This window comes from Halorubrum tropicale (assembly GCF_001280455.1).
Classification (GTDB): Archaea; Halobacteriota; Halobacteria; order Halobacteriales; family Haloferacaceae; genus Halorubrum; species Halorubrum tropicale.
In genome coordinates this window covers 349,875-365,933 of the sequence record NZ_LIST01000004.1, presented here as the reverse complement: position 1 = coordinate 365,933, position 16,059 = coordinate 349,875, and the positions used below count along the sequence as shown (strand labels likewise).

Annotated in this window: 21 protein-coding genes and 1 tRNA gene; 6 read left to right on the top strand and 16 right to left on the bottom strand. The window is 70.3% G+C overall.

The features are described 5' to 3' along the window. Window positions 1-61: 61 nt before the first annotated feature. Window positions 62-1,651: a phytoene desaturase family protein gene (locus AMR74_RS12145; RefSeq protein WP_053772317.1), complete on the top strand. Its 1,590-nt coding sequence runs from the start codon at window positions 62-64 to the stop codon at window positions 1,649-1,651. 21 nt (window positions 1,652-1,672) lie between these two features. On the opposite strand, the gene AMR74_RS12140 is transcribed toward AMR74_RS12145, so the two are convergent. The 3 genes from AMR74_RS12140 to AMR74_RS12130 form a co-directional block, all read right to left on the bottom strand. Next, the gene (locus AMR74_RS12140) at window positions 1,673-2,209 is read right to left on the bottom strand and encodes a PAS domain-containing protein (RefSeq protein ID WP_053772316.1); all 537 of its coding nucleotides are present in this window, start codon (window positions 2,207-2,209) and stop codon (window positions 1,673-1,675) included. A 547-nt stretch (window positions 2,210-2,756) separates the two neighbouring features. After that, window positions 2,757-2,841 (bottom strand) — tRNA-Leu (locus AMR74_RS12135). 274 nt (window positions 2,842-3,115) lie between these two features. Further along, window positions 3,116-3,814 (bottom strand): endonuclease III domain-containing protein, encoded by a 699-nt coding sequence (locus AMR74_RS12130; protein ID WP_053772315.1) that lies wholly within the window; start codon window positions 3,812-3,814, stop codon window positions 3,116-3,118. Between the two features lie 123 nt (window positions 3,815-3,937). Here AMR74_RS12130 and AMR74_RS12125 point away from each other — a divergent pair, with 123 nt between their 5' ends. From AMR74_RS12125 to AMR74_RS12115, 3 genes are all read left to right on the top strand, one after another. Further along, on the top strand, window positions 3,938-4,246 hold the full coding sequence (locus tag AMR74_RS12125; protein WP_053772314.1) for a hypothetical protein: 309 nt from the start codon (window positions 3,938-3,940) through the stop codon (window positions 4,244-4,246). A 143-nt stretch (window positions 4,247-4,389) separates the two neighbouring features. After that, window positions 4,390-4,806 carry a DUF2178 domain-containing protein gene (locus AMR74_RS12120; RefSeq protein ID WP_053772313.1) on the top strand — a complete coding sequence of 139 codons (417 nt, stop codon included), beginning with the start codon at window positions 4,390-4,392 and terminating at the stop codon, window positions 4,804-4,806. Next, a complete protein-coding gene (locus tag AMR74_RS12115; RefSeq protein ID WP_053772312.1) occupies window positions 4,803-4,997 on the top strand; it encodes a helix-turn-helix transcriptional regulator in 195 nt (64 codons plus the stop codon). Before AMR74_RS12120 ends, AMR74_RS12115 begins: the two co-directional genes overlap by 4 nt. A gap of 18 nt (window positions 4,998-5,015) precedes the next feature. Here the strand turns inward: AMR74_RS12115 and AMR74_RS12110 are convergent, their stop codons facing one another. From AMR74_RS12110 to AMR74_RS12080, 7 genes are all read right to left on the bottom strand, one after another. Beyond that, complete coding sequence (locus AMR74_RS12110) at window positions 5,016-5,654, bottom strand: fibrillarin-like rRNA/tRNA 2'-O-methyltransferase (RefSeq protein ID WP_053772311.1); 639 nt, start codon at window positions 5,652-5,654, stop codon at window positions 5,016-5,018. Continuing rightward, window positions 5,647-6,549: an NOP5/NOP56 family protein gene (locus AMR74_RS12105; protein ID WP_053772310.1), complete on the bottom strand. Its 903-nt coding sequence runs from the start codon at window positions 6,547-6,549 to the stop codon at window positions 5,647-5,649. Before AMR74_RS12105 ends, AMR74_RS12110 begins: the two co-directional genes overlap by 8 nt. 73 nt (window positions 6,550-6,622) lie before the next feature. Then, window positions 6,623-6,865 carry a hypothetical protein gene (locus AMR74_RS12100; RefSeq protein ID WP_053772309.1) on the bottom strand — a complete coding sequence of 81 codons (243 nt, stop codon included), beginning with the start codon at window positions 6,863-6,865 and terminating at the stop codon, window positions 6,623-6,625. Window positions 6,866-6,922: 57 nt separating this feature from the next. Then, window positions 6,923-7,705, bottom strand: coding sequence for a CBS domain-containing protein (locus tag AMR74_RS12095; RefSeq protein WP_053772308.1), 783 nt, complete (start codon window positions 7,703-7,705; stop codon window positions 6,923-6,925). A 70-nt stretch (window positions 7,706-7,775) separates the two neighbouring features. Continuing rightward, a complete protein-coding gene (locus AMR74_RS12090; protein WP_053772307.1) occupies window positions 7,776-8,141 on the bottom strand; it encodes a winged helix-turn-helix domain-containing protein in 366 nt (121 codons plus the stop codon). 222 nt (window positions 8,142-8,363) lie between these two features. Continuing rightward, window positions 8,364-9,296, bottom strand: a complete 933-nt coding sequence (locus AMR74_RS12085; protein ID WP_053772306.1) for a sulfurtransferase — start codon at window positions 9,294-9,296, stop codon at window positions 8,364-8,366. Continuing rightward, the gene (locus AMR74_RS12080; protein WP_053772375.1) at window positions 9,293-10,012 is read right to left on the bottom strand and encodes a helix-turn-helix domain-containing protein; all 720 of its coding nucleotides are present in this window, start codon (window positions 10,010-10,012) and stop codon (window positions 9,293-9,295) included. Before AMR74_RS12080 ends, AMR74_RS12085 begins: the two co-directional genes overlap by 4 nt. A gap of 177 nt (window positions 10,013-10,189) precedes the next feature. Between AMR74_RS12080 and AMR74_RS12075 the strand changes: the two genes are divergently transcribed. Continuing rightward, on the top strand, window positions 10,190-10,429 hold the full coding sequence (locus AMR74_RS12075) for a hypothetical protein (protein ID WP_053772305.1): 240 nt from the start codon (window positions 10,190-10,192) through the stop codon (window positions 10,427-10,429). Between the two features lie 20 nt (window positions 10,430-10,449). On the opposite strand, the gene AMR74_RS12070 is transcribed toward AMR74_RS12075, so the two are convergent. Genes AMR74_RS12070 through AMR74_RS12060 form a run of 3 tightly spaced genes read right to left on the bottom strand, consistent with a single transcriptional unit; the run spans window position 10,450 to window position 13,118 of the window. After that, window positions 10,450-10,695: a hypothetical protein gene (locus tag AMR74_RS12070; RefSeq protein WP_053772304.1), complete on the bottom strand. Its 246-nt coding sequence runs from the start codon at window positions 10,693-10,695 to the stop codon at window positions 10,450-10,452. 1 nt (window position 10,696) lies between these two features. Beyond that, window positions 10,697-11,701: a cytochrome d ubiquinol oxidase subunit II gene (gene cydB, locus AMR74_RS12065; protein WP_053772303.1), complete on the bottom strand. Its 1,005-nt coding sequence runs from the start codon at window positions 11,699-11,701 to the stop codon at window positions 10,697-10,699. Then, window positions 11,694-13,118 (bottom strand): cytochrome ubiquinol oxidase subunit I, encoded by a 1,425-nt coding sequence (locus AMR74_RS12060; protein WP_053772374.1) that lies wholly within the window; start codon window positions 13,116-13,118, stop codon window positions 11,694-11,696. Before AMR74_RS12060 ends, cydB begins: the two co-directional genes overlap by 8 nt. Window positions 13,119-13,343: 225 nt before the next feature. Between AMR74_RS12060 and AMR74_RS12055 the strand changes: the two genes are divergently transcribed. Continuing rightward, the gene (locus AMR74_RS12055; RefSeq protein ID WP_053772302.1) at window positions 13,344-13,523 is read left to right on the top strand and encodes a hypothetical protein; all 180 of its coding nucleotides are present in this window, start codon (window positions 13,344-13,346) and stop codon (window positions 13,521-13,523) included. A 104-nt stretch (window positions 13,524-13,627) separates the two neighbouring features. On the opposite strand, the gene AMR74_RS12050 is transcribed toward AMR74_RS12055, so the two are convergent. The 3 genes from AMR74_RS12050 to AMR74_RS12040 are packed head-to-tail and all read right to left on the bottom strand — an operon-like array spanning window position 13,628 to window position 15,977. Further along, window positions 13,628-13,846 carry a hypothetical protein gene (locus AMR74_RS12050; protein WP_053772301.1) on the bottom strand — a complete coding sequence of 73 codons (219 nt, stop codon included), beginning with the start codon at window positions 13,844-13,846 and terminating at the stop codon, window positions 13,628-13,630. Next, window positions 13,843-15,738 (bottom strand): ferrous iron transport protein B, encoded by a 1,896-nt coding sequence (feoB, locus tag AMR74_RS12045; RefSeq protein WP_053772300.1) that lies wholly within the window; start codon window positions 15,736-15,738, stop codon window positions 13,843-13,845. Before feoB ends, AMR74_RS12050 begins: the two co-directional genes overlap by 4 nt. Continuing rightward, window positions 15,735-15,977: a FeoA domain-containing protein gene (locus AMR74_RS12040; protein WP_053772299.1), complete on the bottom strand. Its 243-nt coding sequence runs from the start codon at window positions 15,975-15,977 to the stop codon at window positions 15,735-15,737. The genes feoB and AMR74_RS12040 overlap by 4 nt, the downstream gene beginning before the upstream one ends. Window positions 15,978-16,059: the final 82 nt, after the last annotated feature.

Genomic DNA, 16,059 nt, shown 5'->3' with positions numbered 1-16,059 from the left:
GCGACGCCCCTAACATGGTATGACCGCAGGGTAAACGTGGTCGGCCGCCTATCACGACGTAATGTCACCCCAACCGGACGCGGGGCGGTCGGACGCGGGCGAGCCGCTCGCCGGGGAGTCGATCGCGGTCGTCGGCGCCGGCTTCGGCGGGCTCGCCGCGGCCAGCCACCTCGCCGACGCGGGTGCGGACGTGACGCTCTTCGAGCGGAACGACCACCCCGGCGGGTACGCCGGGCGGATCGAGCGCGACGGGTTCCGGATCGACACCGGGCCCTCGTGGTACCTCATGCCGGAGGTGTTCGACCGCTTCTTCGAGCACTTCGGGCGCTCGACCGACGACTACTACGAACTGATCGAACTCGATCCGCTGTACGAGGTGATCTGGAAGGACGGCGACCGCGCGTCGATGCCCGCCGACCGCGAGGGGCAGAAGGCGCTGTTCGAGTCCTACGAGTCGGGCGCGGGGGAGGTCCTGGACGACTACCTCGCGGACGCGGCGGAGGCGTACGAGCTGGGCATGGACCGGTTCGTCTACCCGAGCCGCTCGCGGCTCCGCGACATGGTCGACGCCGACGTGCTCCGGTCCGGCCGCGCGCTCCCGAAGCTCCGGGGGATGGACGACTACGTCGGCGACTACTTCGACAGCGAGAAGCTCCGCCAGATCGCGGAGTACAAGCTCGTCTTCCTCGGCGGCTCGCCGTACAACACGCCGGCGATCTACACGCTGATGAGCCACGTCGACATGAACCTCGGCGTCTACCACCCGGTCGGGGGGATCGCGAGCGTCGTGGACGCGATGGCCGACCTCGCCGGGGAGCTCGGCGTCTCGATCCGGACGAGCGAGCCGGTGACCGCGATCGAGCCGTCGGTCCCGGCGTCGATCCCGAAGTTCACCGTGGAGTCGGCGCCCCGCGAATCGGGCGCGTCGCCCCGCTCGGCCCGCTTCGACCGCGTCGTGGCGAACGCCGCCCCGCCCCACGTCGAGCGCGAGCTCCTCCCCGCCGGGACCGTCGACCGCGAGTCGTACTGGGAGTCGCGGACGTACGCGCCCTCGGCGTACCTCTCGTACATCGGCGTCGAGGGCGAGGTGGACTTAGACCACCACACGCTCGTGTTCCCGACCGACTGGCGGCCGCACTTCGACGCCATCTTCGACGAGCCGGGGTGGCCGGACGACCCGGCGTACTACGTCCACGTCCCCTCGAAGACGGACCCGGAGGCGGCGCCCGAGGGCCACGAGGCCGTCTTCCTGCTCGTGCCGCTGGCCGCCGGGCTGGAGGACGGCCCGGAGACGCGCGAGCGGTTCCGCGACCTGGTGTTCGACGACCTCGCCGAGCACGCCGGCGTCGACTTCCGCGACCGGATCGTCTTCGAGGAGACGGCCTGCGTCTCCGACTTCCGGCGGCGGTTCAACGCGCCCCGCGGCACCGCGCTGGCGCTGTCGCACACGCTCGGCCAGACCGGCCCGCTCCGGCCGGCGCACCGCGCGCCCGGCGTCGGCGGCCTCTACTACGTCGGCGCGTACACGAACCCCGGCATCGGGATGCCGATGTGCCTCCTCAGCGGCGAACACGTCGCCGAGGCGGTCGTCGAGGACGCGACCGGGAGCGGCGCGTTCCCGTCGGTCGTCCCCACGTCGACGCTGCGGTGAGCGGCGAGGACGAGCGCTCGCTCACTCGACGCCCGCGTCCGACCCCTCGATCGGCCGCGGCTCCTGCGCGGCGACCCAGTGCGTGACGGTTCCCGCGTCGCCGAACAGCGGCCGCAGCGCGACCCGGTTCGCGAACGGGGCGCCGTCCCGGCGGCGGTTGCGGAGCTCGACGGTGACCGCCGACCACGTCGACAGCGCCTCGCGGAAGTCCGCGCGGGCGCCCTCGTCGGCGTCGGGGCCCTGAAACAGTCGTGGGTTCCGGCCGCGGAGCTCGTTGAGCGGGTACCCGGTCCACTCGCGAAACCAGCGGTTGACGTAGACGATCGGGGTGTCGCGGTACGCCGGACCGGTGAGCGTGAGTCCGATCGGCGCGTCGTCGAGCGCCCGGAGTCGGTCGACGAAGCGCGCCTCGCGCTCCGTCCGGTCGTCGGGGTGATCGACCGGCGTCGGGGCCCTCCCGAGCGCGAGTTCGTACTCGTCGAGAAGCGCCGCGAGCGCGGGCCGGAACGAGCCGCGGTCGGCGTCGACCGCCGCGAGCACGTCGCGTCGGAGCGTCACGGATCCGGTTCGCGACCGATCGACAAGGCGGTGTCGTTTCGGCGACGAGCGGCCCGCACGCGGAATCCACGTCGGGGTGCGCCGCGGCGAGGCGAGCCCGTCCGACCGCTCATCTGGTCGCCGGCTGAAACGACGGTTATGTGTCTCCGGTTCGGAGGTCCAGTAACGATGCGTCACGCCAGCGCCGCACTCGTCGCCGCGCCCGCGTCGCTCGGTCACGACGAGCGCGGCGAGGTCTGCTTCGCCGACGGCGGCGGGTCCTGTACGGTCGACGGCGAGTACTACGGGCAACAGGAGGTGCGGTTGGAGGACGTGGCCGGCATAGCCTCCGAGCGGCGAGCTACTCCCGATAGCGCGCTTCGAGCGCCGCGGTCAAGTAGACGTACCGACCTTACTAACACGGATTCAGACAGCGAAGGAGTCCGAACCTGCGCCGAAATGCCTCTCACGTTCGTTCGAGGCAGTATGCGCGGGACCGGATTCGAACCGCGAGGACTCCCTTCGCTCGTCCTCTGGGTTACAAATCCGCTCTTGCTCCTTCGCTCAGTGCGCGGGACCGGATTTGAACCGGCGGACCCCTACGGGATAGCGTCCTAAGCGCTACGCCTTTGGCCTGGCTCGGCAACCCGCGCGCAAACCAGCGTACGCGGAACCGAGTAAAGAACCTGACGAACCGACAGCGGCGATACGATTCGTCAATATCGTGCGGCGGCGCGTGTCCGCGAGCGGCCGGAGCGAAGCGGAGGCCGCGAGGAGCACGCGCGGGGGAGTCGCTGGCGCCGCCGGAGCCAGCGACGAGGCTGGGAAGGCGTGGGGCCGCTGTGCGGTGCTTCGGGAAGCGGTCGCCGCCGAGCGACCAGCAGAATTCACTTCGAACCGGTCACGAATCGCTCCCTACTCGACGTATCAGCAGTACTCGCAGTCGCAGTAGACTTCACACACCGGGTTGTCGCAGTCCGCGCCCCGAGCCGAACAGTGCTCGCGACCGTGCCGAATCAACAACACGTGAAGCGGGTAGATCAGCTCGTCGGGCACCTGCGCGTCCAGTTCCTCGTGGGCGCGCTCGTTCGACGCCGACTCCGAGACGAGCCCGAACCGCTTCGAGACGCGCTCGACGTGGGTGTCGACCGCCATCGTCGGCTTCCCGAAGTGGAAGTTCAACACGACGCTGGCGGTCTTCGGCCCGACGCCTTTGATCTCCGTCAGCCACGCCTTCGCGTCGTCGGTCGCCATCGCGTCGAGGAACGCGAGCGAGTACGCGCCGCCGGTCTCCTCGCGGATCGCGGTCAGCGCGCGCTGGATGCGCGCGGCCTTCTGGTCCGGCAGCCCGGCCACTCGGATCGTCTCGCGCAGCTCCTCGTGGTCGGCGGCCTCGATCGCCGCGAAGTCGTCGTACCGCTCGAACAGCGCCTCGGCGGCCCGTCGCGTGTTCTCGTCGGCGACGTTCTGCGAGAGGATCGTCGTCACCAGTTGCCGGACGCCCTCGCCCGGCTCCGCGGTCGGGTCCGCGCCGTGTTCGGCGACTCGGTCGACCGGGTCGTACAGCTCGACGAGGTCGTCGTGAAGCGCGCGGACCCGCGTCTCGTCCCACGTCTGCGTCGACATACGCGCGCTACGTGCGCGTGCGACTTGAGACCGGCGACCGCGGGGAACTCAACGGCGGCGACCGCGGGCGACTCCGGGGCGTCGACGCGGGCGTTTATATCCCTCCCTCGACTACCTCGCCGCGTGTACCGGGCGAGCGACCGAGTCGACAACGAGGCGTGGATCGAACTGCTCGACGAGGCGTGCGCCTCGCTCGACCTCGACGACGAGACGCGCTCGACCGCGGTCGACCTGTTCCTCTCGCGCGCCCCCGACGACGACCGCGGGAAGCGCGTCGCGGCCGCCGCCAGCCTCTACGCCGCCGGACTGATCCGCGGCGAGGAGCGCTCGCAGTCGGCGGTCGCCGACGCGATGGACGTCTCCCGGCTCTCGGTCCAGAAGCGCTGGAAGCCCATCCTCGAAGACGCCGGCTTCTCGCCTCCGTCGTGGTGAAACAGCGGTGAATTGCGGTTTAGAACCCCCTCGACGCGTTTCCTATCAGAACCTTCGCCGGCGACAGTTTTATTAGCAAACGTAAAGTGTCTTTTACTGTAAAGCGAGTTTTACATGCAGTTCTCGCTCGCTTTACTCCCACCATGAGCGAACACACCGCCTCCGCGACCACTCGGCCCTCCACCAGAAAACGGTACAAGCGCATCGCCTACGGACTGCTCGGCGCCGGTATTCTCGCCCTGTGGATCGGCATCGCGGCCGACCGCTTCGTCCTCGGCGTCGCTCTGTACTGGGCCGGCGGCCTCGGTATGGGGCTGGTCCAGCGGTTCAGCCCGGTCGAACTGTACGACGAGCGCGACAACGCTATCGAGCGCAAAGCCAGCCAGAACACGCTGAACGTCTTCGCGTACCTCTTCGTCCTCGGCGCGCCGGGCGGACTCGCCTTACACGAGAGCGGCGTCGTCACGCTCCCGGGCGAGTTCTACGGCGCGATGCTGACGCTCTTTGGAGTGTACGTCGTGTTCGGCGTGTCTATCTTCTACTACAAGCGGACCGCATGAGAAACGACATCCCCGAGCGGCGCGAGGAGACCGGCGAGAGCCAGGCCGACCTAGCCGCCGCCGTCGACGTCACTCGCCAGACGATCAACGCCATCGAACGCGAGCGCTACGACCCGTCGCTGGAGCTCGCCTTCGAGCTCGCCGACCACTTCGGCTGTCGGATCGAGGACATCTTCGAACCGGCGGAGTGACCGACCGCCGCGGCGCGGCTACTTCGGCGTCGCCACCACGCCGAGGTGGTCCTCGTGGAACCGGTCGAGCCGCCGCGTCTCCAGGACCTCGTACGCGTCCCGAAGGCGGTCGAGCGCGCCCTCGAACACCTCCTCCGGCGCCGCGGTCACGTCCTCGCTGCGCGCCTTGACCGCGAGCAGCAGCCGGCCGTCGTCGGCGAGGAACCGCGCGTTGCGGACGGCCACGTCGGCCTGCCCGCGCGTGGCAACGTCCTGGACGACCGCGTCGACGTCGGCCTCGACCACGTGCGCGTACGTCCCGGGCCGCCGGGCGTCCTTGAGCAGCGGGAAGAGTCGGTCGCGCGGTTCGGCGGCGTCGAGCAGGTCCCGCGCCGGCCGCGGTGCGAACTCGACCGCGTACGTCGGCCCGGCGAAGTCGGCGACGTGGCTGACGGTCGTCCCGCTCGCGGCGCCGAGGTAGAGGACCGTCTCCCCGCCCGCGAGCCCGGTCTCCAGTCCCAACTCCAGCATCCCGCCGAGCTTCGACCGCTCGGGCTCCCACGCGCGCCAGCCGTCCGCCGTCGGCTCGCCGTACACCGGCTCGCCGCGGGTCGCGAGCCGCTCCTCGCCGGCTATCTCGCGGCGCTCGACGCCGTCGGGAAGAGACGGCTCACTCATGGTCGGCCCCTCCGTCGCTCGCCGCACCGTTGCCGTCGCTCTCGGCGCCCTCGTCTGCCCGGGCTCGGATCGTCGCCATGCGCTCTCGGAGGTCCTCGTGAAGCTGCGCCCGTCGCTCGCCGGCGTAGTGGTCGGCCCGCGCCGCGAGCGACAGCTTCCCGGCGAGCGCGCGCGCCGCCGAGCCGCGGTCCGCCGGGCGCGTGCCGCGGACGAACTCGTGCGTGTAGATGATCCCGTGTTTCGGCGAGGGGGCCCGCCCGGAGAGGTGCGCGAACAGCGCGTCCTCGGCGCCGAGCACCTGGACCGTCCCCGACGGCTTCTTCGCGAGCGACTCCAGCCCGCCCGCGAGCGCGATCAGCCGCGCGGCGAGCTCCGGCCCGGCCATCTCGGTGAGGTTCGGCGCGACCGCGGGCGCGATCCGGCCGATCGTCGCCGCGAGTTCGGCCCGCTCGTCGTCCAGGTCGGCGGCGCGCGCCGCGAGCGACACCGCCCGCCGCTCGACCTCGCTCTCCGGCTCGCGGGCCGCGATCGCTCGGGCGCCCTCGACGCCGGACCCCACGTCGTCGAAGAGGCTCCCGGCCCACTCGACGGCGCGTTCGGCGAGCTCGTTGGCCACGCGCTCCGCGTCGTCCATCGCCCGGACCGCGTGGATCAGCTGCGCGTCGTCGGCGCGCTCCCGCTCGCGGACCGCCTCGCGGGCCGCCGCGACGCTCGCCTCGTGGAGCCGGTCGTAATAGTCGTCGGTCGAGTCGGCGAACCCGGACTCGACGGCGAGGGCCGGCCAGTCCCGGGGCCGGTCGGCCTCGCCGTTCGCGAGCCGGTCGCGGGCGGCGTCGGCCGCGTCGCCCGCGTCGGACCGCGAGAACCACCCCGCGTCGGCGTCGGTGTCGGTCATCGGCCGTCGCTACTCGTTCCCGTCGTATAGGCGTTCCCGAACGCCGACGCGCGGCGGCGCGGCGGAGAGCGACTCAGCCGGCGGTCGCCGCGCCGTCTGCGTCGTCGAGCGCCTCGTCCTCGTCGGAGCGGAGCGCGTCGAGGAAGCCGCCCGGGTCCGAGCGCACGTCCGCGATCGTCGCGCCCGCGAGCGCGCCGAGGGCGCCGCCGCTGGAGGCCGCCTGTCTGCTGATCAGTCCGCCGACCGCGGCGCCGGCGGCCGCGCCGACCGCGGCGAACGCCGCCCGAGAGAGTGCGCGTCGAATGCGTGATCCCATGCGCGGAACGTCTACGTCAACTTACAAAAGCCTACGGACGGGGTTCCGCGCGACGCCTCACTGGAGCCGCTTCGTCGTCTCCACGAGGGGGTGGCGCGCGTAGTCGACGACCTCGATGTCGTCGACGACCCGGAGCCCCTCCTTCTCCGCCGTCTTCGCCATTCCGAGGTCGATCGTCGTCCGCGGGACGATCACGTACGCGTCCATCGCCTCGATGCCGCCCTCGCGGGCGGCCATGGCCCGGTGGTGGCCGTCGGCGAGGTAGAGCGTGCCGCCGTTGTCGATGACGACGAGCGGCTCCGCGAGCCCGTGTTCGAGCTCGTACTGTCGGCCCTCTAACTCGTCGGCGTACACGCGCGCCTGCGTCGGCGTCAGGTCGGCGATCGCAACCTCGCGGCGCTCCTCGTCGAGCTCGACGCCGTGGATCTGCGAGAGGGTCCGCATCAGCTTCCCGACCTTGCCGGGCGTGGCGCGCTCGATCTGCGAGCGGACCACGTCGGTGTTCGAGATGATTCCGACGAGGTTGTCGGCATCGTCGACGACGGGGAGCCGCTGGATCCCCGAGCGAAGGATCACCCGCGCGGCGTCGGTCACCTTCATGTCCGGGTGCGCGACGATCAGGTTCTCCGTCATCACCGTGAACACGGGGGCGTCGTCGTCGGCGAGCAGCAGGTCCCCGGCCGAGACGAACCCCTCCACGGTGCGGCCCTGGGTGACCGGGAACCCGTTGTGGCCGTCGCTGTCGGCCATGCGACGCGCGACGGTCGCCACCGTCTCGTCCGGGCTCACCGTCTCCACCTCGCGGGTCATGTACTCCCCGACCGTCGGTTTCCCGCTCATCGTCCGCCGTAGGCGCTCCCGGAATAAAAGAGGGCGGGGCGACGGTCCCCCGGCCGTCGCCGTACGTCCGTCACTCTCCGTCCGGCCGCCACGTCACCGTCTCGTCGGGGTTCCCCGCCGGGCGCTCGACCCGCGTCCCGAGCCGTCCGTCGTCGTCGACGGTGATCGTGACGCGGCGTACGTTGCGCTCGTACAGTCGATATCGCCCCTTCTCGGCGTCGATCGCGACGTGCTCGGTCACTAGGTCCATCTCCTCGAGCGTATCCAAGCGCCGGTACACCGTCGACATCGGGATGTCGCACGCGTCGACGAGTTCGGCGACCGAGGTCGGCTCGTCGAGTTCCGACAGGATCGTCCGGTTCGTCTCCTCGCTCAGTGCGTCCAAGAGCCGCCGGACGGTCCCCGACTCGTCGCGCTTCGAGCCGGCGTCACTCATCGTGACCGACCGGCGGTACGAGTTCGCTTCGCCGGCCGCCCCACCGGCTTCCTGTGCGCCTCGCCATCGGTTCGGCGTGAGAACCAGTCATCGCCGAAGATTGTGTGTACAGGAGCTAATGTGTCCGTTTGTCGTAGGACAACGACCTCTCTCCTCGGCCGGGGGCGGTGACTTGCCGCGCCCCGGTGGCGGCGGCTGACGGCCGCCGAGGACGGGAGCCGGCTAACCGTCGTCCGGTTCGCCGACGTCTATCGGGACGCCGATCATGTTTCCCCACTCGGTCCACGACCCGTCGTAGTGCCGCACGCGTTCGTAGCCGAGCAGTTCCTCGAGCACGAACCACGTCACCGACGATCGCTCCCCGATCCGACAGTAGACGATGATGTCGTCGTCGGGGAAGATCCCCCGGGATTCGTACACGTCCGAAAGCCGCTCGCGAGACTTGAACAGGCCGTCTGGGCGGACGTTCTCGGCCCAGAACACGTTCGTCGCCCCGGGGATGTGGCCGCCCCGCATCGCCCCCTCGTTGCTGCCGGGCGGCTTCGTGATTTCCCCCCGAAACTCCTCGGGTAGTCGCACGTCGACGAACTCCGTGTCGGCGTCGAGCGCTGCCCGCACGTCCGTTCGCGTGGCACGCACCCCCGGTCTGGCCGGCGCTTCGGGGGCGTCGCCGTACGTCACGGCGGGCGGGTCGGCCGGCTCCGTCGTGGTCGGGTAGCCGTGTTCCGTCCAGTACTCGCGGCCGCCGTCCATGATCCGGACATCCGGGTGGCCGTAGTAGGTGAGCTGCCAGTACAGGTGGGCCGCGAACCAGTTCCGGTTGTCGCCGTAAATGACGACGGTCGTCTCCTCGTCGATCCCGTTCGATTCGAGGAAGGCGGTCATCTCTGCCGGGGAGAGGATGTCGTGCGCCGTCGCCGACCGGAGTTCGGTGCGCCAGTCGACGCCGACGGCGCCGGGCGCGTGTCCCTCCCCGTAGAACGAGGCGTTGACGTCGACTTCGAGCAGCCGCAGGTCGGGGTCGGCCGCGGCGAACCGGTCGATCCGGGCGTCGACCCAGTCGGGGCTGACGAGCACGTCCGTCGGGTACCGGCCCTCTAGCGACGCGGCTGCCGGTCTCCGCTGATCGTCGTCGGGTGGGGTTTCTGCGGTCATGACTGTTGGTCGGCGAACCGCTTTGCCAGCTCCGCGGTCGCGCGTCGAAGCCGGTACGACACCGTCGAACGCGGCTCGTCGAGCTCCGCCGCGAGCTCGTCGAGCGTCACGTCTCGCGGCGTCTCGAAGTACCCGCGTTCGACGGCGAGCAGCAGGGTCTCGCGCTGTTCGGCCGCGATATCGGGCCGAGAGAGCAGTTCGCTCTCCCAGTGGTCGACCTCGGTCAGGTGTTCGAACGAGAACGACAGCCCGTCGCCGAGCTTCGCGGACAGCGTGTCGTACAACAGCCCGATATTCGAGTCGTCCTGGACCAGCACGCGCCAACGGACCGTGTCGCCGGACCGCGTCTGCTCGAAGAGGACGCCCCCGTCGACGTACTTCGCCGTGATGAGGGGAACGGACTCGCAGTAGTCCACGTCGGAGACGTACGTGTACGCCACACGCCGCCGCTGCTCTTCGGTCAGCAGGCTCGTCGCACGGGTCGAGCGACACGCCCGACCGCTGATCGACTCGCGGTCGACGGACTCGTCCAAGAGCAGTTCGTCGACGGCGGCGAGGTCGGCCGCTTCGCCGGTCACCGATTCGAGCTTCCACAGCTCCGCGGGGTCGAGACACGAGTAGGTCGCCTTCGACTGGAGGGAGCCGCGGTCGATGAACAGGTCGACGTACTCGTCGGCGCCGGGCTCGTACGTTATTTCGAAGCTGAAGTCGTGCATCTGTCGGTGAACTGGTCCGGTCGTGCGGGCGCGGTTCGCGGCGACGGTCTTGCGGTCGTCGAGGGTCTCACGGCCGGCGGTATCGCGGTCGCCGGTCAGCGAGCGCCCGCGCCTCGGCGGGGAGTTGTCCCTCGACAACGCGTGTGATATGGGCTCGACGTACTTACGTTGTCTCGTATGGCGCAGTCACCCTCGGGTCGCGAGACGCCGACCGCGCTCCGGAACCGTCTCCTGATCCCGGCCCTCGTCGCGCTCGTCGCCGGGATCGGCGGGTTCGGCCTCGGACTGACCCACGACGACACCGTCACTGCGCTGGGCGCACTGCTCTTCCTCCCCAGCGCCGCGCTGCTGTTCGGCATCGTCGCCAAGCGTCACGGCGTCGGACCGCTCAGGCGGTCGAACCGTCGGTCGGACTGACGTCGGACGCGGCGGTCCGATCACGTCGCCTCCCGGACGCGCGCCGCAACGAGCCTGTCGACGTTGAACATGACCACGGCGACTGCGGCGAGGACCGTCGCGAAGTAGACGACGAGCTGCGGCGGGCCGGACGCGGCGCCGCCCGCGACGGCCCCGCCGAACCCGACGACGAGGAGCTCCGCCCACGTGATGAGCACGCGCGAGAGCAGTAGCGTTCCGACAGGCGAGCGACGTGTCGTCGCGGGCGCCTCCGATCCGTCGCTCATTTCAGTACGCCTCCTCGGCCGTGATCGGGCCGCTGAACGCCGAGTACAGGACGACGAAGTACGCGGCGACCAGCGGCAACAGCAGGGCCGCGCCGATCGACATGAGGTTCAGCGGTAACGTCGAGACGACGGCGTCCCCGACCGTCGCCCCGGTCGCCGGGTCGATGCGCGGATACATGAGGACCGCGACCACCGCGATCAGTCCGTACGTCAGTCCCGCGGCCGCCGCGAGCGCGGCGAGGTTCGCCCCGCGCCGAAGGGCGACGCCGTAGCCGACGCCGAGTGCGACGGAGGCGACGACCAGCGCGACCACCGGCGGCGACAGCACCGCGTCGACGCCGGTCGGGAGCCGAGTCGCCAAGACGCCGAGGGTCGCGACGGCCGCGAGGAGGTACGTCGCGACGGCCCCGACGCCGATATCTGTAACCCTCTCGGGCAGCGCGTTTCGCGCTTTCAGCCGGAGGAACGCGGCGCCGGAGACGACGGTCAGCGCCGTGACGGCGACCCCGGTGACGACGCCGATGAGCGTGAGCGACCGGGGGGTTCCGACGAGCCAGTTCCCCGCGAACGCGCCGAGGAGGAACGGCGCGAGGACGCTGCCGGCGACGAACGACCGCCCCCACCACCGCCGCCACCGCGCGTCGTGGCGTTGCTCGTACATCTCCGGCGCCAGTCCCCGAAAGATGAGAGCGCCGAGGATGCCGAACATCAGCAGGTAGTGGCGGCTGAAAAGCCCCGCGTACACCGACGGAAAGGCGGCGAACAGCGCGCCGCCGAACACGACGAGCCACACCTCGTTACCGTCCCAGAACGGCCCGATCGCCGACAGCACCGCCTCGCGTGCCTCGTCGTCGGAGAGCGTCGCGAAGATCGCGCCGGCGCCGAAGTCGAAGCCGTCGAGGAACAGGAACGTCCCGAGCAGGGCGAACACGAGCGAGAACCACAGCTCCGGGAGCGGCAGGCCGAACACCGGCCCCCCCGCGAGCGCGTCGACGGCGCTAGTCATCACCGGGCACCTCCGCGGTCCCCGCGTCGCGCTCCGCGGTGGACCGCAGTTCGCGCGCGCTCGGTGGTCCGTCGCGGATAACCCCCGCGACGACGTACGTGTACAGCGCGAGGATGCCGGTGTAGACCCCGACGAACCCCACGAGCGTGAGCAGCGCCTCCCCGCCGGTAAGACCGGGCGACACCCCCTCGCTCGTCTTCAACACGCCCTGGATCACCCACGGCTGGCGGCCGACCTCCGTGACGACCCACCCGAGTTCGACCGCGACGATGCCGAGCAGGCTGGACGCCATCAGCGCCTTGTGGAGCAGTCCGTCTTCGAACAGTTCGCCGGTGAACCACCGGTAGCCGCCCCAGAACGCCAGCAGGATGAACCAGAAGCCCATCCCGACCATCGCGCGGAACGACCAGAACACGATCGCGACGGGGGGCGCCTCCGTCTCGAACGTGTTCAGCCCGCGTATCTCCGCAGTCGCGTCGCCTCCGCTGGCGAGCCACGACGCCCCGCCCGGAATGCCGAGGCCGAACAGCTCCTTCGCGCGCGGATCCGTGAACTGGCTCAGGTCAGTCGGGATCGCGAAGATATACTCCGGGACGTACGCCTCGGTGTCCCAGACCGCCTCCATGGCAGCGAACTTCTGCGGCTGCGTCTCATAGACGTGCCTCGCGTACAGGTCGCCCTGAAGCACCTGTAGCGGGGCTGTGATTAGTAGCGCGACCAGCGCGATCTTGAGCGTCTTGTGCCAGAATTCGATGTGTTCCGACTTCGTTCCCCAGACGTGGTGTCGATAGACGTAGTACGCGGAGACGCCGGCCATGAACAGCGCGACCGACTCGACGGCGGCGTTTTGCATGTGGACGTACATGTAGCCGAACCGCGGAGTCAGGTACGCCGCGAGCGGGTCGACGAGGTGGACGACCTCCCGCCCGTTCTCGGTCACGAGCTCGTAGCCGCGCGGCATCTGCATCCACGAGTTCGCGATGAGGATCCAGACCGCGGACAGCCACGTGCCGACGCCGACGGCGAGGCTGGACACCAAGTACAACCGGTCGGAGACCCGCTCGCGACCGAACACGAAGATGCCGAGGAACGTCGCCTCCAGCATGAACGCCATCATCCCCTCGACGGCGAGCGGGCCGCCGAACAGCTCGCCCGCTGTCGTCGAGAACGCCGCGAAGTTGGTCCCGAACTCGAACTCCAAGACGATCCCAGTGACCGTCCCGACGACGAACGAGATGGCGAATATCTTCGTCCAGAAGCGACGCAACTGCTCGTACACCGGGTCGCCGCCCCGAACGTCCTTCCAGGTGAAGTATATCAGGAACGGCGCCAGTCCCATGCTCATCACCGGGAAGATGATGTGGACGATCGTCGTCAGGGCGAACTGGAATCGGCTTGCGAGTACTGGGTCGATCATGTCGTAGTGGATGCGGATTGGAGGGTCGCTCCGACGCGCGCCGCGGTCGGCCTCTCCGTGTGACACTGATCGCTCCGCCTCCATAACCCCGGAGTTGGCACAGGACAACCGACCGCGGAGCGGCCGCCGCCGCGCCCTCGGCTGTGACGCGGGGCCCGCCCGCGGGTCCGAAAGTTGTCCTGCGCCAAGCCATCGCTTTGGGTGGCGAGGCGACTGCGCTTAGGCATGAAGACACGGCACGCGGTGCTGGCACTCGTCGCCCTCGTCACGCTGGTGATGACCGTCAGAGCGGTCGTCGCCGGCCTGGACGGCGACTTCGGGACGGTCGGCAGACAGGTCGGGGTCGGCGGGATCGTCTTCGCGTTCGGCGTGGCGCTGTACCGGAGCTGGGAGTCGGTCGGCTGACTCGGCGGCCCGCTCCGCGACGGGGGCGGCAGAGCGTCCGGCGCGGTCGACGGCGGCCCCCGGAGCGCCCGGCCGCCACCCGCGCCGTCTCGCACCGACCCCCGTCAGGACTCGTTCGCGGGCTCGTCGCCGGCGGAACCGTCGTCGGATCGCCGCGCGTCGGCCAGCCGCTCCGCGACCTGTCGCCGGAGGCGCTCGAAGGGCGACGAACACGCGCCGCACTCGGCACACGAGACACCCGCGCAGGAGGCGGGGGCGCCACAGCGCGGACACGAGAGCCCGTTCGCCGGTTCGAACTCGTACCCGCAGCGCGGGCAGATCACGTGATCACCCCCAAGGCGGCCGAGACAGCGCCTCCGACGACGAACGCGGTGACCCAGGAGCCGACCCATACGAGGATCGCGCTCCGCGCGTCGCGCTCTCTGAGGACCATCGCCATCGTGAGGATACACGGGACGAACAGCGTGACGACCACCAGCCCGACGAAGGTCTGTGACGCCGTCAGCTGTAGATCCGTCATCCCGGCGGCGGCGAAGTCGCGGCGGATCAGCCCCAACACGAGCACCTCTCCGAACGACGCGGGAAGGCCCAGAGCCGCAGTCAGCGGCCGGAGCGCACCGACTATCGCGTCGAGCGCGCCGAGGTAATCGAGCGTCGATACCGCCGCCGCGGTGACCCCAAACAGCGGGGCCGCCTCCCGGAGGAACGCGCCGGCCCGGTTCGCCGTCTTCCGGGCGACGTTCGTCGGGCGGGGGACGCGCAGCCGCGGTAGCTGCTCGATCAGCGCGTCCTGTCGACCGGGCAGCGTTCGGTCGAGAACGACGCCGACGGTCCCGAGGACCCCGAGCAGCAGCGTCAGGTAACCGATCCACCAGACGGGCCCGAGTTCGGCGAGCAACCCCGCGACGACGCCGATCTGTGCCGAACAGGGAATCGCGAGCCCCAGAAGCGCCGTCGTGATGAGCCGCTCTCGGCGCGACCCGACCACTCGGGTGGAGACGACCGCCATGGTCACGCACCCCACGCCGACGATCAGCGGGACGACCGCGCGGCCGTTGAGCCCGATCCGGTCGAGTCCCCTGTCCGTCACCACGGCAAGTCGCGGGAGGACGCCGGCGTCTTCGAGCGTTCCGATCACGAGGTAGAACGCGACCACGAGCGGGAGCAGGACGCCGAGCGTGTACCGGACGGTGACCGTCAACAGCCCGAGGCTGTCGTTGACCAGCAGGAACTCGACGGGTCGGGCCCACCCGCTCGCCGGGAGCAGGTCCGCGACGGCCGCCTCGACCGCCGGGGCGTAGTACCGCCCGAATAACACAGTCTCCGCGTAGTCCACGACCCGCTGCGCGACGAGCACCCCCATGACGTAGAACACAGCGAAAAGGAGCGCGAGCGCGATCGGGACCCCCGTCACCGGCCGCATCAACAGGCCTCCGAGCCGTTCCCCGAGACGACGCCGAGAACCCCGTTCGACCGTCTCGACGATGGACCTGACGCGCGTCCGGCGCTCGCGGTACACCGCCTCCCGTTCTCCGACGGCGGCGAGCGGTGCGGCGCCGCCGTCGGCCGCGAGGTCGCGAGCCCCGACGCGGCGAGCCGTCGGTTCGTCGCCCTCGACGAGGAGGGTCTTCTCCGCCCGACTGGCGTCGATCCCGTCGGGGAGCGCGCCGTAGTACGAGGCGACCGGCGTCGACTCCGGGGCGGACGCCTCGGGGAGTCGATCGCGCAGTTCGTCGACGCCCGCGCCCGTGACGGCGACGGTCGGGACGACGGGCACGCCGAGGGACCGCTCCAGCGCGTCGGCGTCGATCTCGAGGCCCTCGGCCTCGACCTCGTCCATCATGTTCAGCGCGACGACGGTCGGGACCCCCATGTCCAACAGCTGTAGTGTCACGAACAGGTCTCGGTCGAGCTGCGTGGCGTCGACGACGTTCACGACCGCGTCGGCACGGAGGACGATCCGCCTCGTGACCCGCTCCTCCTCTGAGAACGACGAGATTCCGTGGACCCCGGGCGTGTCGATCAGGCGGGTCGAGCCGAGGGGCGCCGCGGTCGTCTCGACCGTGGTGCCGGGATAGTTCGAGACCTCGACGTACTCGGGTGTGAGACGCCCGAACAGCACGCTCTTGCCCGTGTTGGGTGCACCGACCAGCGCCGTGGACGTCTCGACGTCGCCCGCCGTGGGCCCGCGGGCCGCGTCCCCGCTCGCCGTCATCGCGGTGCGTCGTCGGGCTCCGCCCGCTCTACGGTGATCTCCCGGGCCAGTGACCGCCCGAGCGCCACCTCCGTCCCGCGACGTCGAACGACGACGGGGCCGTTGCGGATCCGGCGGCGACACTCGACGCGACCGTCTAGGAGGCCGAGCCGCAGCAAACGAGCGCGGCGCTCGCCGTCCGGCACGTCGACCAGTTCGACCCACTCCCCCGATGGAACGTCGGCCAGCGCGACTACCATTTAGGCTTACCTAAAACAACGGGCGTGTTGGGCGGCACTGCTCATTATGTAGTCTTATATAATACCCTCCGCGTCCGCCGCG